The following is a 13,881-nucleotide window of genomic DNA, read 5'->3' as shown; positions in this document are numbered from 1 at the left end:
GAGAACGAATGGCGAGCACCGTCTCAGGCTGAAGCGACTTCCTGCGGGGTCGCATCTGAATCGGCGTCCGGTTCTTCCCCGGCCGCCTCGAGAAGGAAGGGTGTGGCAGGCAGGCGCGACTTAAATCAGTAAAAAAGTTGTTACGTGACAATCGCAAGATGTTTTTCCAGACTTTATATACTGAATAATTACCCCGTCTCGTCTTGGCGAATCTTCGATTCGCGGCTGCTACAACCCGCCGCCAGACAAGTGGGTCATATCCGCTGCCTCCCTTGCCGACGCCTTGACGGGCGGTCCACCGGCGTTCGCCTAATCCCGCACCACGCAGTTTCCGGCAAAACGCCTATAATGATTGGGCAAATTGCCGGAGAGGGCTCATGAGCACCATCGCTTTCCATCCTTCGGGCGTCGCGCATCCGCGTCAGGCCGAATTCACGATTCTCGAGCAACTGCTGGCGGTCCGCGTCCGATCGGGGGCCGATCTTGCCGAGCTGGCGAGCGCACGCGTCGACGTCTCGGTGATCGACCGGCTGTCGGAGCGCGGGCTGAAATCGGACGAACTGGCCTTCATCATTCCGCGCCGCACGCTCAGCCATCGTCGCCAGGCGCACGAACGCCTGTCGGCGGAGGAGTCCGACAAGGCGATCCGCCTCGCGCGCATCGTCGCGCAGGCGACGGCCACGTTCGGCGACCAGGACAAGGCGATGGCGTGGCTGCGCAACGGGCTCCAGCGCTTCGGCGGCCGCACGTCGCTCGACATGGCGAGTACCGAGCACGGCGCGCGGCTCGTCGAAGAGGTCCTTACGCAGATCGACGAGGGGTACTTCGCTTGACGACGCTGTGGCGGATCAGCAATTACGCCGACCTGAAAGGTATCGGCGGGTTGCGTGCCGGCGGGCGCTGGCATTTTGCCGGGCAGCCCGTCGTATATCTCGCCGAGCATCCGGCGCTCGCGCTGCTCGAGACGCTCGTTCATTTCGAAATTGCCACCGTCGCGCAATTGCCGAGCGGATACCAGTTGCTTCGCATCGAGGTGACCGATTCGGTGGACGTTGCCGAAATCGCGGAAGGCGACGCGCCGGATGACTGGCAAACGGACGTCGACTGGACCCGCAGCGCCGGCACCGAGTGGCTGCACACGCAGCCGAGCGCGCTGCTGCGCGTACCGAGCGTCGTCGTGCCGCACGCGCACAACTTCCTGCTGAATCCGCTGCATCCGGCCGCGTCCGAGGTCCGTATCGCGGAAGTCATGCAATCGCCGTACGACACTCGGATTCTGCGGCTGATCGAGTCGAAGCCGGGCGAATAGGGAACAAGAGCGGGCACAAGAAGGCACAGCGCCCGCGCCGGGAGCCGGATCAGCGCTCGTGCGCGGCGCGATCCGCGGCCGCGTCCGGCGGCAGGGTCTGCCGGATGCGCGTAACCGTTCGCGTGCTGACGAGACCGAGCATGGCACTGACGTCGGCATGTGCGTGGCCGGCAAGCAACTGGCGGCGCGCATACGTGTTGCGCAGCACGCGCGGGCTCATGTCCGCCGCGTGGAAGCCGATCGAGGTCAGCGCGTCGCGCACCACGAGCAGCAGGAACATGTCGTTCATCGCGCCACCGCCGCGCGGCGCGGGAAACAGCAGTGCCGATGGCGGTGTGTCGGTCGAGCGTGCGCGCCATGCGGCGAGCGGTGCCAGCGCGAACTCGGCGAGTTCGATCCGGCGCGCCGGCCGCGCGCGATCGCGCGGCACGGACAGCACCGGCGGCCGCGCGTCGAGATCGGGTGCGTCATACGCCGTCGCGCGAATCTCGGCCGACGTGATGCCGCTCGCGAGCAGCAGCGCGACGATCGCGCGATTCCGGCCGTCGGCCGGCGTGTCGTCCGGTCGAGGCTGTACATGGCGCTGCAGCGCCGCGTCGGCGTCGGGCGGCAGGTAGCACGGCTCAGGCTCGCCGTCCGGCCAGGCGAGATGGCGCGTCGTCCGGCCGGCCGGATGGATCGTCCGCACGCCGGCTTCGACCAGATGCCGGCCCAGCCGGTCGATCAGCTTCGCGTAGCGCACGCGCGTCGACGTGCCGGGCGCACAGGTGCGTTCGAGTTCCGTCAAAAAAGCCGCGACATGGTCGGGCCCGAACGTGGCCAGCGACACGCGGTGTGCGATCAGGTGACGCAGGAACCGTTCGAACATCGCGACGTGCTGCACGACCGAACGCGGCGCGAACGGCCGGCGGCCGGCGCCGGTCGCAGCCGTTTCCTGCCATGCGCGAAAGGCGCCGACGGGGTCGTGAATCCAGCGATTCGTATCCATGCACGATTTATAGCCGGAACGCGATGGCGCCGGCAATCGTTCCGATGTCCGGGCGGCCGGCGCGAACACGACCAGCGCGGTACCGCCGACCACGGCGGCCGGAATCGCATACGCGAGCCGCGCGAGCGGCGCGAACAGTGCGATGACGATCAGGATCGCGCCGGCCTTATTGCGGAAAAAATTTTGTTCGTGGGACTATCGTACGCGTTGCCCGCGCACCGAGGGGGTCGCAGGCAGCGTGACGTCCATCGCAACCACCTACAAGAACATCGACAAATGAATAGAACAGCGATTTTTCCGTATGCGTCCGCGTTGCTCGCGGCCGCCCTGTTGACGGCATGCGGCGGCGACGTCGAGAACGAAGCAGGCCGCACGCCGACACCTTCCACCGACGCGAGCTGCCTCGCGGTCGACAATAGCGGCGCGACGGTCGTGGTGGGCTCGAACCAGCCGGGCGATCCGTCGCTGCCGGAAGCGTCGTCGGGCTATCGCACCGGGATGAAGCCCGTCTATGCGAAGACCTATCTGGTGGCCACGTCGAACGCCTACGCGAGCGCGGCCGGCTGCGCGGTGCTGAAGAAAGGCGGCACGGCCGCCGACGCGGCGGTCGCGGTGCAGGCCGTGCTCGGCCTGACGGTGCCCGAGGCGACGGGCCTCGGGTCGGGCGGCGTGCTGCTCTACTACGACGCGCGCGGCAAGATGCTGCAGGCGTACGACGGCCGGGAAACCGCGCCGGCCGCGGCGACGGAGAACTATCTGCGCTACGTCGACGATGCGACCAACCAGTCGGCGCCGCAACCGAACGCGCGCGCCAGCGGCCGCTCGATCGGCACGATCGGCGTACCGAGGCTCATCGAGGCGCTGCAGCAGGATCACGGCCGGTTGCCGTGGCAGAACCTGTTCGGCGATGCGATCACGCTCGCGACCAACGGCTTCCCGATCGGCGGCCGGCTCGCCGACGCGATCGCATCGAACGCCGCGAACCTGAAGCGCGACCCCGAGGCCGCCGCGTATTTCCTGAACGCCGACGGGTCGCCGAAGACGCTCGGCACCGTACTGAAGAACCCCGCCTACGCCCATACGCTGACGCTGATGGCGCAGTCGGGCGCGAATGCGCTGTACACGGGGCAGATCGCGCAGGACATCGTCGCGAAGATCGCCACGACGAAGGGCGCGGACGGTTCGACGCTCACGCCGGGCAAGACGACCGTCGCGGATCTCGCCGCGTATCAGGCGAAGCGCCGCGAACCCGTGTGCACGACCTATCGCAGCTACTGGGTATGCGGGATGCCGCCGCCGTCGTCGGGCGGCATCGCGGTCGCATCGGCGCTTGGCATTCTCGAGAATTTCGACCTGAAATCGCTGAAGCCGACGGCGATCGATCTCGAAGGCGGCAAGCCGACCGTCGCGGGCGTGCACCTCGTCACCGAGGCCGAGCGGCTCGCGTATGCCGACCGCGACAAGTACGTGGCCGATACGGATTTCGTGCCGCTGCCGGGCGGCACGTGGGACACGTTGCTGAACAAGCCGTACCTGAAATCGCGCGCGGCGCTGATCGATACGACCAGGAGCATGGGCACCGCGCAGCCCGGCAATCTCGGCGCGGTGCCGCTCGGCGTCGACACGACGCTGATCGAGCACGGCACGAACCAGTTCACGATCGTCGACGGCGACGGCAACGTGCTGAGCGCGACCACGACGGTCGAGTCGAGCATGGGCTCGTTCCACATGACCAACGGCTTCCTGCTGAACAACCAGCTGACCGACTTCTCAGCGAATCCGCTCGACAGCGCCGGCAATCCGGTGGCCAACCGCCTGCAGCCGGGCAAGCGGCCACGCAGCTCGATGGCGCCGACGATCGTGTTCGGGCAGGCCGCGGACGGCTCGCGCGGCGATTTCGTGATGGCGACCGGCTCGCCGGGTGGCGGCACGATTCCGCAATACGTGGTCAAGACGCTGGTCGGTGCGCTTGACTGGGGGCTCGATGCGCAGCAGTCCGCGGGGCTTGTCGATTTCGGCGCGAGCAATAGCCCGACGACCACGATCGGCGGCGAACATCCGAACGTCAATACGGCGAACAACGGTGCGAACGATCCGCTGATCACGGGGCTGCTCGCGCTCGGGCACAAGGTGTCGACGTCCGCGCAGGCGAGCGGCGTCAACACGGTGATGCGCGTGACGGTCGGCCAGTCGCCCGCGTTGCAGGGCGGCACCGATCCGCGTCGCGAAGGCGTGGTGCTGGGCGATACGTTCCGGCCGTAATCGGGCGGAACGCGCGGCCCCGATCTGTCGATCGGCGGTCGGGGCCGCGCATCGTGAAGGTGTCGCGATGCCGAACACGAATCCTTCGGGATGCTTATAAAAATGGCCGGTTTCCCTGCCGGCCGTTTCACCTGCCGGATTCCCCGATGCGTGACGATCGGGCGAATCGCCATCGCGGGGCGACCCGCGCCGCAAGCCCCGATTGTCAAACAGTGTGAGTCAATCGTCAGCATTTGCAACGGAAGTAACAGTCCCCGCAATTCAATCGTTTTGCACGTCGGCGCCGCTACATTAGCTCCACCTGCCGCACTTCGCGGCAAGGCATGCGACAAGCCGCACGAAGGCGGCCCGCAGCAACAACGTCTTTTGGGGAGAATGACCATGAACAAGATTCGTACGATTCTGCTGGGTGCCGCACTGACGGCGATGACGACTTCGGCTGCTTTCGCCCAGACGGCCCAGACCGGCGCCGAGGGTTCCGCAGGCGTCGGCGCACAGGTTCAGACGCCGCTGCTCGGCGGCGGCGTGGGCGTGCAGGCTGGCGCTGGCGCGAACGCGGCAGGCTCGGGTTCGGGCGCGGGCAACCTCGTCGGCGGCGCGCTGAACGGTGTCGGCAAGACGGTCGGCGGCGTCGGCTCGGCAGCCGGCAATGCGGTCGGCGGCGCGACGCAAGCGGTGGGTTCGGCAGCGGGCTCGGCGAAGAATGCCGCGGCCTCGGCCGTGCACGCGACGAAGTCGCACGTGAAGCACGTCGCAGGCACGGCGAAGAGCCACGCGCAAGGTGCGATGTCGACGGCAGGCGACGTCGCGGGCGGCGCGAAGGCGAAGGCCGGCGAAGCGCTCGAAGGCGCGACGAACCCGGTGCAGGGCGGCGCATCGGTCGGCTTGAAGGGTTCGGCGTCGGCGCAAGGCGGCGCGCTGTAAGCATCACGCACCCCGTCACGGCCCGGCCCGGCCCGCTTCGATGCGGGCCGGGCCGTTTTCTTTTTGGCGCGCGCGGCGCGCCGTTCGTCGCTCATCTCCACAGTGATGTGTCTGCGTGTGCCGTCAATCCGACAGTGCGACGCGCATGGGCGCGTAGCCGGATGCCCCGGGTGCGGGCCCGCCACGGGCGGCGCGCGTGGCCCCTGCCCATTGCCCGCCCGCCATGCTTAAATAGCGGGGCCCCCGGTTGCCGGGCCGCCGCGATGGCGGCGCCGGCCGACACGGGCAAGCATGTCCGATCGACATCGTGACGACAGACGACACCAAAACGCCGTTCCGGCCTGCCCGGCGCGGTTCGATAACATTCCGAGGCATCACGTCATGACCATCCTGTTCCGCCTTCTCGCGCTCGCCTGCGCGCTCTGGCTGGCCGCCTGTGCAGCGCCGCCCCCGCCGTCCGCCAGTGCCAATGCGTCAGCCGCCGCACCGGACGCCAGCGAACGCAGCGGGCTCGGCACCGCGTGGGGCGAGTCGGTGCGATCCGAAACCCGCAATGTCGAATTCGAACGCGCGGATCCGGCCAAGCCGACGGATCTCGCGTCGGTCTACTACAACGACGCGCTGCCCGGACATCCGCCCGCATCCCAGGTTCGCCGGTTGCCGACCCGCGTCGCGCTCGCGAACGGCGACATCGCGCTGTCGTTCACGGACGAAAAGGGTTTGCCGCTGCGTCTCGCGCGCAGCAACGGCCGTTGGCACATGGCGGGCGTCGAGGGGGCGCGCTACGTGATCGTGCTGCGCAACCAGGGGCGCCGCACGTTCGAAGTCGTGTCGACGGTCGACGGGCTCGATGTGCTGTCGGGGCGGCCGGGCAGCTATACGAACGGCGGTTATGTGCTGTATCCGGGCCGCACGCTGACGATCGAGGGCTTCCGCAAGAGCCGCGACGAAGTCGCTGCGTTCCGCTTCGCTGCGGTGCCCGACAGCTATGTCGCGAACTCGAAGTACGGCGATTCCGCGAACGTCGGCGTGATCGGCGTCGCGCTGTTCGCGCAGAAGGAGAACGAAGAGGAAGCGTTGCGCCGCAACGCGAATCCGTTCCCCGGCAACGACAACGGCTTTGCCCCGCCGCCCGTGCCGCGCGGTGAATGACGGCACGTAGCGGATCGGCCGCGTTCGTCGCGACGCGCGGCGCACGCGGTGCGATCCTGAAACGGTACTGCCCGGACGGCATGCCGCATGCATACGACGAACCCCACGACAATCCTGTGCGATCCATGCGGACACGGAACAGACCGACGATTTCGGTTGCGTTGAAGGCTGCGGCGCTGGCGCGACGCCGCGTTTCTCGCGGCCCGTTCAACGCTGTCTCGACGCCGTTTCGCTCGAAACCGATGCCGGAACGCGATCGTCATATCTGGCGATCGCGTGGCGCAACGCATCGCGTCTGTCGTTTCGTGAACGGCACGTTCGCCGAAGTCGAGGTTCCGCAGTAACACGGTCGCGCCACGGCACAATGGCCGTTCGAATTCGCGTCGCGTGCTTCCCCACCATCCGGACCGACGGAGAACACCATGTCGTTACCCGCTTTCAGGTACCATCCCGACCCGCTGGCAACAGGTAGCGTGATCCGGTCGGACGCGCGCTGCGTGTGCTGCGGCGATGCGCGCGGCTACGTCTACGCCGGCCCCGTGTATGCGGTCGACGAGTATGAGCAGTGCATCTGCCCGTGGTGCATCGCCGACGGCTCCGCGCATGTGCGGCTCGATGCAAGCTTTACCGACACGTACGGCATCGGCGGCGGCGAATGGGACGAGGTGCCCGAAGCGGTCGTCGACGAGATTGCCTATCGCACGCCGGGCTTTCAGGGCTGGCAGCAGGAACGGTGGTGGACGCATTGCGGTGATGGCGCGCAGTTCATCGGCCGCGCGGGCGCCGACGAACTGAAGGCGCACGGCCCGCAGGCCATCGCGTCGATCCGCGCGTCGACCGGGTTCGACGAGGGCGCCGAGTGGGAGCGTTTTTTTGCCGCGCTCGACAAGGACGGCTCGCCGACCGCGTACGTGTTTCGCTGCATCCATTGCGGCGAAACCGGCGGCTACCAGGATTGCGATTGATGGTCGCGCTGGCGGCGTCGCGCGGCGGTCGCCAGCCCGCACCATCGTCATGAAACAGAGGAATCTTCGTGAAGTTCATCCACGCGGCAGACATTCACCTTGACAGCCCGTTGCACGGCCTGAGCGCGTATCCCGACGCGCCGGCCGCGCAGTTGCGCAACGCGTCGCGCGAGGCGCTGCGGCAACTCGTGGATCGCGCGATCGAAGAGGAGGTCGCGTTCCTCGTCATCGCCGGCGACCTGTACGACGGCGACTGGAAGGATCACAACACCGGCATCTTCTTCGGCCAGCAGATGGGGCGCCTGCGCAAGGCCGGCATTCGCGCGTTCGTCCTCGGCGGCAACCACGATGCCGAAAGCGAGATGACGAAGAAGCTGACGCTGCCCGACAACGTCACCGTGTTCGGCCACCGCAAGCCGGAAACCCACACGCTGCCGGAATTCGATGTCGCGCTGCACGGGCAGAGCTTCAAGGACAAGGCCGTCGTCGACAATCTCGCCATCGGCTATCCGGACCCGGTGCCCGGGTACTACAACATCGGCGTGCTGCACACGGCGCTCGAAGGCTATGCGGCGCATGCGAACTATGCGCCGTGCACGCTGGCGGAGCTTCACGCAAAAGGCTATGACTACTGGGCGCTCGGCCACGTGCACGAATTCCAGCAATGGTCGGGGCCGTCCACCGTCGTGTTTCCCGGCAACCTGCAGGGGCGCCATATCCGCGAGACGGGCCGCCGCGGCGCGGTGCTCGTGACGGTCGAGCAAGGCCGCACGCAGGTCGAGCGCCTGTATCTCGACGTGCTGCGCTGGGAAGCCGTGTCGGTCGATGCGACCGATTGCTTCACGGTCGCCGATCTGTCGAGAAAGATCGGCCAGTCGCTGGAGGCGCTGCTCACTGTCGACGGCCACGTGCCGCGCGCGGTGCGCGTGACGGTCACGGGGCGCACGCCCGCGCACGGCCTCTTTTTCGGCCGCGCGCCGCAACTGCGCGCGGAGGTGCTGAACCAGATCGGCATCATCGGCAACGAGCGGCTGTGGCTCGAGAAGGTCCGGCTCGCAACGTCCGCCGCCGATCAGCAACAGGGCGAGAGCGAGCCACTCGAAGCGTTGGAGGACCTGAAGCAGATCCTGGCCGACGCCGCGCAAGATCCGGATTTCCTCGCGCTGCTCGAACGCGACCTGAAGCCGTTCGTCGGCAAGGTGCGCAGCGACGTGAAGGAGGAAGTGCCATTGTTGACGATGGCGCGTGCGGGCGAACTCACGGCACTGGTCGAGCAGGTTGGGCCCGCGTTGCTCGCGCGGCTGGCAAGGGGGGAGTAAGCAATGCGCATCAACCAGCTCGATCTGATCAAGTACGGCAAGTTCACCGACGAGACGCTGCGCTTCCCGACGGCCGGCGAGGATTTTCATGTGATCGTGGGGCCGAACGAGGCCGGCAAGTCGACGATCCGCACGGCCGTGTCGGAGCTGCTGTTCGGGATGAAGCTGCAGACGCCGCTCGATTTCCTGCACAGCACGCCCGAACTGCGGATCGGCGGTGTGCTGGAGAACGGCACCGGCGAATTCGCGTTCCACCGCGCGCGCGGGCGCAGTCCGTTGCGCACGCCTGCCGACGACAAACTGCCCGACGACTATCTGGCTGCCATCCTCGACGGCGCGACACGCGAATTCTTCGAGCAGATGTTCGGGCTCGATCACGGGCGGCTGGTCGACGGCGGCCGGAGCATTCTCGACGCATCCGACAAGCTCGGCCAGGTGCTGTTCGAATCGGCCGCCGGTGTCGGCAGTCTCGGGCCGGTGCGCGAGGAACTCGACGCGCGTTCGGTCGAGCTGTGGGCGCCGCGTCGTAGCGGCAGTGCGTTTGCGCTGGCCGAAACGTCGTTCAACGAAGCCGTGGCCGAACTGAAGACGGTCCAGGTGCGCACGCGCGACTGGGTCGATCGCAAGGATGCGCGCGAAGCGGTCGAACAGCAGATCGAGCAGGCGCGCGCGGAACAGCGCCAGCTCGAATCGCTGCGCTCGAAGCTCGAACGCGTGCGGCGGCTGGCGCCGTATCTGAAGGAGCTGACGGTCAAGGACGCGGCGCTGGCCGAACTGGGCGCGGTCGTCGAGTTGCCGCCGACCGCGTATGCGGACCTGCTGAAGGCGCAGGGCGATCTCGCGGCCGAGCAGAAAGTGCTCGAAGAACGGCGTGCCGACCTGCTCGCGAAACGGCAGGCGCGCGATGCGATCGACGCCGACGCCGACACGCTGGCGCTCGAAGCCGATATCGAAGCGCTCGACCGGCTGCGCGGCGCCTGCATGAATCACGCGCAGGATCTGCTGCTGCTCGGCGCGGACGTCGAGCGGCACCTGTCCGCCGCGTTTTCGGCGGCCGCCCAACTCGACTGGCCGACGGACGAAGCGTCGCTGCGCGCGTCGCTGCCGACGGCGCTGTCGCTGAAGACCGTCGCGAACCTGTTGCGCGAACACGGTGCACTGCATCAGGCGCTCGCCGGCGCGCGCGAATCGCTCGACGAACGCACGCGCGAGCTTGCGCAGGCGCAGGAGCAACAGGCGCGCCTGTCGACCGTCGACGTGCCGGAAGCGCTGCGCGCGGCGCTGGCCGATGCGCAAGGCTTTCGCAACAGCGGCCAGCGCGAACAGGCGTTGGCGCATGAAATCGCTGCCGCCGAACGCACGCTGTCCGGCGCGCTCGATGCACTTGGCCAGTGGCGCATGCCGGTCGACACGCTGCGCGCGCTCGACGTGCCGTCGGCGGCGCGGCTCGGCGCGCTGCTCAAGGAGGACAGCGAACGCGCGAGCGCGGCTGCTGCCGCGCGCGACGCGAGGGACGGTGCGCTCGAAGAGCTCGAGCGGCTCGAACTGCAGGAAAGGCATTTCGCGGAGAACCACAAGGTCGTCACGACCGCCGACGTGCTGGCGGCGCGCGCGCGGCGCGACGGCGCATGGGGCGACATCCGCAGCGGCGCCGTCGATCTGGCCACGGGCGCGCCGGCGGTCGACGATGCGATTCGCCTGGCCGACGAACTCGTCGATGCGCAGCTCGGTGCCACACAAGCGGCGGCGACGCTGCAATCGCTGCGTCAGCAGGTCGAATCCGCGCGTGCCGGCGTGGTACGCAGGCAGGCTGCGTCGGACGAGCGCGAGCGCGAGCTGGCCGCGCAGCGCGACGCATGGGCCGAGCTTGCGACGACGGCGGCGGTGCCCGGCATGTCGCTGGCGGCGATGGGCGACTGGCTCGCGAAGCGCGACACGGTGTTCGCCGCGCAGGCCGATCTCGACCGCCAGCGCCGCGAATTCGACACGATTCGCGCCGCGCGGGCCGGTGCCGAAGCCGCGCTGCGTTCGGCGCTGCATAACGTGTCGCGAGGCGGCGAGTCGGACGGACTGGCGGCGCTCGTCGCGATTGCCGAGACCTTCGTGCAGTCGGCCGAGAAAGCGATCGCGCAGAAGGACAGCCTCGAAGATCGCGAGCGGGAAGCCGAACGCGGATGCGCGACGGCGCGGTCGCGGGCTGGCCACGCGCAGACGGCCTACGATGCGTGGCACGCACAATGGCGCGACGCGCTGGCCGACGCGAAACTTTCCGCGAGCGCGGTGACGCTGGCCGCGGCGGAAGGCGCGCTCGGGCTCGCGAACGCGGTGACGGCCGAACTGGCCGATGCCGACGCGCCGCGCAACCGGATCGCCGCGATCCGCGCGGAGCTGGCTGCGCTCGAGGCCGGCGCGCGGCGGCTTGCCGAAGCGCTTGCCCCGGAATGGCTGGCGAGCGGCGACTGGCCGGACGTTGCGCGCCGGCTGACGATGCGCCTCGCGGCCGCCAGGGAAATCGCGCGCGCGATCGAGCGTGCCGACGAGGCCATGCGGCAGGCCGACGGCAAGGTCGCGGATGCGGCCGCCGCGGTGGCCGGTGCCGATGCGCGCATCCAGCCGCTGCTTCAACTGGCCGGCGTGGCGTCGATCGACGCGGCGCTGCCGCTGGCCGAGCGCTCGGATCGCCAGCGCCAGCTTCGGCAGGCGGTCGATGCCGCGCAAGAGGCGCTGGTGCGCGATGGCGACGGTCTTTCCCGGTCCGCCGTCGAGGCTGAAGTCGCGGAACAGGACATGGTCGACGTGCCGGCGCGCCTCGAAGCGGTGAAGCAGTCGCTGGGCGATGTCGGCAAGCGGCTGAACGAGCTCGCGCAGCAGCAGGTCGTGGCCGACCAGGCGTTCGGCGCGATCGACGGCCAGGCGAACGCGGCCGTTGCCGAGTCGAAGCGGCAGGAAGCGCTGGCGGCGATGGGCGATGCAGCCGAGCAGTATCTGGAGGCGGCCACGGCGAGCCGGTTGCTGAAGTGGGCGACGGATCGCTATCGCGACCAGAAGCAGGGGCCGATGCTCAGGCGGGCGGGCGAGATCTTCGCCGGACTCACGCTGGGCGAATTCGCGAGGCTGACCGTCGACACCGAACGGACGCCGCCCGCGCTGTCTGCACGGCGCACGAAGGGAACGTCGGTCGAGGTCGCCGGGTTGAGCGAAGGGACGCGCGACCAGTTGTTCCTCGCGCTGCGGATCGCGGCGCTGGAGTTGCAGCTCGGCAGCAGGACCGCGCTGCCGTTCGTTGCCGACGACCTGTTCATCAACTTCGACGACACGCGCGCGAAGGCCGGGCTCGACGCGCTGCGCGATCTGTCGACGCGAACCCAGGTGCTGTTCCTGACACACCACGATCACCTGCTGCCGCTCGTGAAGGACGTATTCGGCGCGCGGGTCAACGTGGTCGAACTGCAGCGCGGGCCGGCCGGCGCGTGATGCGGGGCGCGCAGGGATGCCGGCGCACGGGAAAGGTCATCGCGTACAAGGTAGTATGTGCGGTTCCGAAAAGCACGCGGCCGGTTCACCGGTCGCGGGACTGGCCACACGAGGGGGGAACATGAAAAAGCTGGTAGCCGCCATCGCGTTCGCGGCGGACAAGCATCGCAATCAGCGGCGCAAGGACGAAGAAGCGTCGCCGTACATCAATCATCCGATCGCGCTCGCCGACGTGCTGGCCAACGAGGCCGGCGTCGAGGACGAGCGCGTGATCGTCGCGGCCGTGCTGCACGACACGGTCGAGGATACGGAGACGACCGAGCAGGAACTGCTGCGGCTGTTCGGCAAGGACGTGGCGGACATCGTGATGGAGGTCACCGACGACAAGTCGTTGCCGAAGGACGAGCGCAAGCGCCTGCAGGTCGAACATGCGGCGACCATCAGCCGGCGCGCGAAGCTCGTGAAGCTGGCCGACAAGATCTGCAACCTGCGCGACATCGCGCGGCATCCGCCTGCGGACTGGCCGCTCGATCGCAAGCAGGCGTACTTCGACTGGGCGAAGTCGGTTGTCGACCCGATGCGCGGCGTGCATCCCGGTCTCGAGGCGATTTTCGACACTGCATACGCTGCACGTCCGGCGGACTGAGGCGCCCGCATGCGATCGGCCCGACCCGTCGCATCAGCCGCGCGGCAATCGCCCGCCGTGGCGGGTGTCGACGTGGGCGGCGAAAGGAAGCAATGCGATCTCGTGATCCTGCGCGGGTCGACGGTCGTCTGTCGCGAAGAGCGGATCGCACCCGAGGCGTTGCCTGCGCTGTGTCTCGCCCATGACGTCGTGGCCGTCGGCATCGACGCACCGAGCCTGTGGTGGACGGGCGGCGGGCGCCGGGCAGCCGAACAGGCGCTCGCGCGCGAACGGATCTCGTGCTTTCCGACGCCGTCGCGGGAGCAGGCGGTCGCGAGCACGTCGGGCTTCTTCGACTGGATGTTCATGGGGGAGCGCGTCTACCGCGCGCTCGCGGACGCCTATCCGTTGCTGACCGCCGCGCGATATGCGGGCGGTCGCACGAGCTTCGAAACCTATCCTTACGCGATTACCTGCGCGATGCTGGGCAAGGAGGTTGCGTCGGCGAAGCAGAAGCGCAACCAGCGCCGGCAACTGCTGGAGCGACTGGGGATCGACGTGGCGATGCTGCGCTCCGTCGATGCGCGAGACGCGACCCTTTGCGCGCTGACGGCGCAATACGTCATCGACGGGAACGCGCATGCGTATGGCGATACGGAGGGCGGATATATCCGTGTGCCGATCGTGAGCGGGACGATCGTCCTCGACTCATTGTAGTTGCGTCGCGCGGCCTGGTCGTTACGACAAGGTGAGCTTTTGCGGGAGCTGTGCGGTCGTCCTGACGACGAAGGTGTCAGGCAGCGACGGTCGGCCGGCACGCATCGGGATTGCAGGCGCACGCGACATGAAGTCGGCGCGCCGCG

At 68.3% G+C, this 13,881-nt stretch carries 11 protein-coding genes; 10 read left to right on the top strand and 1 reads right to left on the bottom strand.

Translation table 11 applies throughout. From position 1 onward, the window contains the following. Positions 1-377: 377 nt before the first annotated feature. The gene (locus tag CUJ89_RS36770) at positions 378-833 is read left to right on the top strand and encodes an antitoxin Xre/MbcA/ParS toxin-binding domain-containing protein (protein WP_114182310.1); all 456 of its coding nucleotides are present in this window, start codon (positions 378-380) and stop codon (positions 831-833) included. Then, the gene (locus CUJ89_RS36765; protein ID WP_114182309.1) at positions 830-1,309 is read left to right on the top strand and encodes an RES family NAD+ phosphorylase; all 480 of its coding nucleotides are present in this window, start codon (positions 830-832) and stop codon (positions 1,307-1,309) included. The genes CUJ89_RS36770 and CUJ89_RS36765 overlap by 4 nt, the downstream gene beginning before the upstream one ends. A gap of 49 nt (positions 1,310-1,358) precedes the next feature. On the opposite strand, the gene CUJ89_RS36760 is transcribed toward CUJ89_RS36765, so the two are convergent. Beyond that, the gene (locus CUJ89_RS36760; RefSeq protein ID WP_114182502.1) at positions 1,359-2,297 is read right to left on the bottom strand and encodes a tyrosine-type recombinase/integrase; all 939 of its coding nucleotides are present in this window, start codon (positions 2,295-2,297) and stop codon (positions 1,359-1,361) included. 276 nt (positions 2,298-2,573) lie between these two features. On the opposite strand from CUJ89_RS36760, the gene CUJ89_RS36755 reads away from it, so the two are divergent. The 8 genes from CUJ89_RS36755 to CUJ89_RS36715 all read left to right on the top strand — a co-directional run bounded on the left by CUJ89_RS36755 (position 2,574) and on the right by CUJ89_RS36715 (position 13,735). After that, positions 2,574-4,559, top strand: a complete 1,986-nt coding sequence (locus CUJ89_RS36755; protein ID WP_114182308.1) for a gamma-glutamyltransferase family protein — start codon at positions 2,574-2,576, stop codon at positions 4,557-4,559. A gap of 381 nt (positions 4,560-4,940) precedes the next feature. Next, entirely contained in the window at positions 4,941-5,483 is a 543-nt protein-coding gene (locus tag CUJ89_RS36750) for a hypothetical protein (protein ID WP_114182307.1), read from the top strand. Between the two features lie 381 nt (positions 5,484-5,864). After that, a complete protein-coding gene (locus CUJ89_RS36745) occupies positions 5,865-6,635 on the top strand; it encodes a hypothetical protein (protein ID WP_114182306.1) in 771 nt (256 codons plus the stop codon). Positions 6,636-7,057: 422 nt separating this feature from the next. After that, complete coding sequence (locus tag CUJ89_RS36735; protein ID WP_114182304.1) at positions 7,058-7,600, top strand: CbrC family protein; 543 nt, start codon at positions 7,058-7,060, stop codon at positions 7,598-7,600. A gap of 68 nt (positions 7,601-7,668) precedes the next feature. Next, positions 7,669-8,919 (top strand): metallophosphoesterase family protein, encoded by a 1,251-nt coding sequence (locus CUJ89_RS36730; RefSeq protein ID WP_114182303.1) that lies wholly within the window; start codon positions 7,669-7,671, stop codon positions 8,917-8,919. 3 nt (positions 8,920-8,922) lie between these two features. Then, a complete protein-coding gene (locus CUJ89_RS36725; protein WP_114182302.1) occupies positions 8,923-12,393 on the top strand; it encodes an ATP-binding protein in 3,471 nt (1,156 codons plus the stop codon). A gap of 121 nt (positions 12,394-12,514) precedes the next feature. Further along, entirely contained in the window at positions 12,515-13,039 is a 525-nt protein-coding gene (locus CUJ89_RS36720) for an HD domain-containing protein (RefSeq protein ID WP_114182301.1), read from the top strand. A 9-nt stretch (positions 13,040-13,048) separates the two neighbouring features. Further along, entirely contained in the window at positions 13,049-13,735 is a 687-nt protein-coding gene (locus CUJ89_RS36715) for a DUF429 domain-containing protein (protein ID WP_114182300.1), read from the top strand. Positions 13,736-13,881: the final 146 nt, after the last annotated feature.

Source organism: Burkholderia pyrrocinia, assembly GCF_003330765.1.
GTDB lineage: Bacteria > Pseudomonadota > Gammaproteobacteria > Burkholderiales > Burkholderiaceae > Burkholderia > Burkholderia pyrrocinia_B.
The sequence above is the reverse complement of the archived record's forward strand: the minus strand, read 5'-3'. Positions and strand labels throughout refer to the sequence as shown.

Excerpts from the sequence above, each read along its gene's own strand:
- CUJ89_RS36750 (WP_114182307.1), top strand. The coding sequence starts at position 4,941 with ATGAACAAGATTCGTACGATTCTGCTGGGTGCCGCACTGACGGCGATG.
- CUJ89_RS36755 (WP_114182308.1), top strand. The coding sequence starts at position 2,574 with ATGAATAGAACAGCGATTTTTCCGTATGCGTCCGCGTTGCTCGCGGCC.
- CUJ89_RS36725 (WP_114182302.1), top strand. The coding sequence starts at position 8,923 with ATGCGCATCAACCAGCTCGATCTGATCAAGTACGGCAAGTTCACCGAC.
- CUJ89_RS36715 (WP_114182300.1), top strand. The coding sequence starts at position 13,049 with ATGCGATCGGCCCGACCCGTCGCATCAGCCGCGCGGCAATCGCCCGCC.
- CUJ89_RS36770 (WP_114182310.1), top strand. The coding sequence starts at position 378 with ATGAGCACCATCGCTTTCCATCCTTCGGGCGTCGCGCATCCGCGTCAG.
- CUJ89_RS36760 (WP_114182502.1), bottom strand. The coding sequence starts at position 2,297 with ATGGATACGAATCGCTGGATTCACGACCCCGTCGGCGCCTTTCGCGCA.
- CUJ89_RS36720 (WP_114182301.1), top strand. The coding sequence starts at position 12,515 with ATGAAAAAGCTGGTAGCCGCCATCGCGTTCGCGGCGGACAAGCATCGC.
- CUJ89_RS36735 (WP_114182304.1), top strand. The coding sequence starts at position 7,058 with ATGTCGTTACCCGCTTTCAGGTACCATCCCGACCCGCTGGCAACAGGT.
- CUJ89_RS36745 (WP_114182306.1), top strand. The coding sequence starts at position 5,865 with ATGACCATCCTGTTCCGCCTTCTCGCGCTCGCCTGCGCGCTCTGGCTG.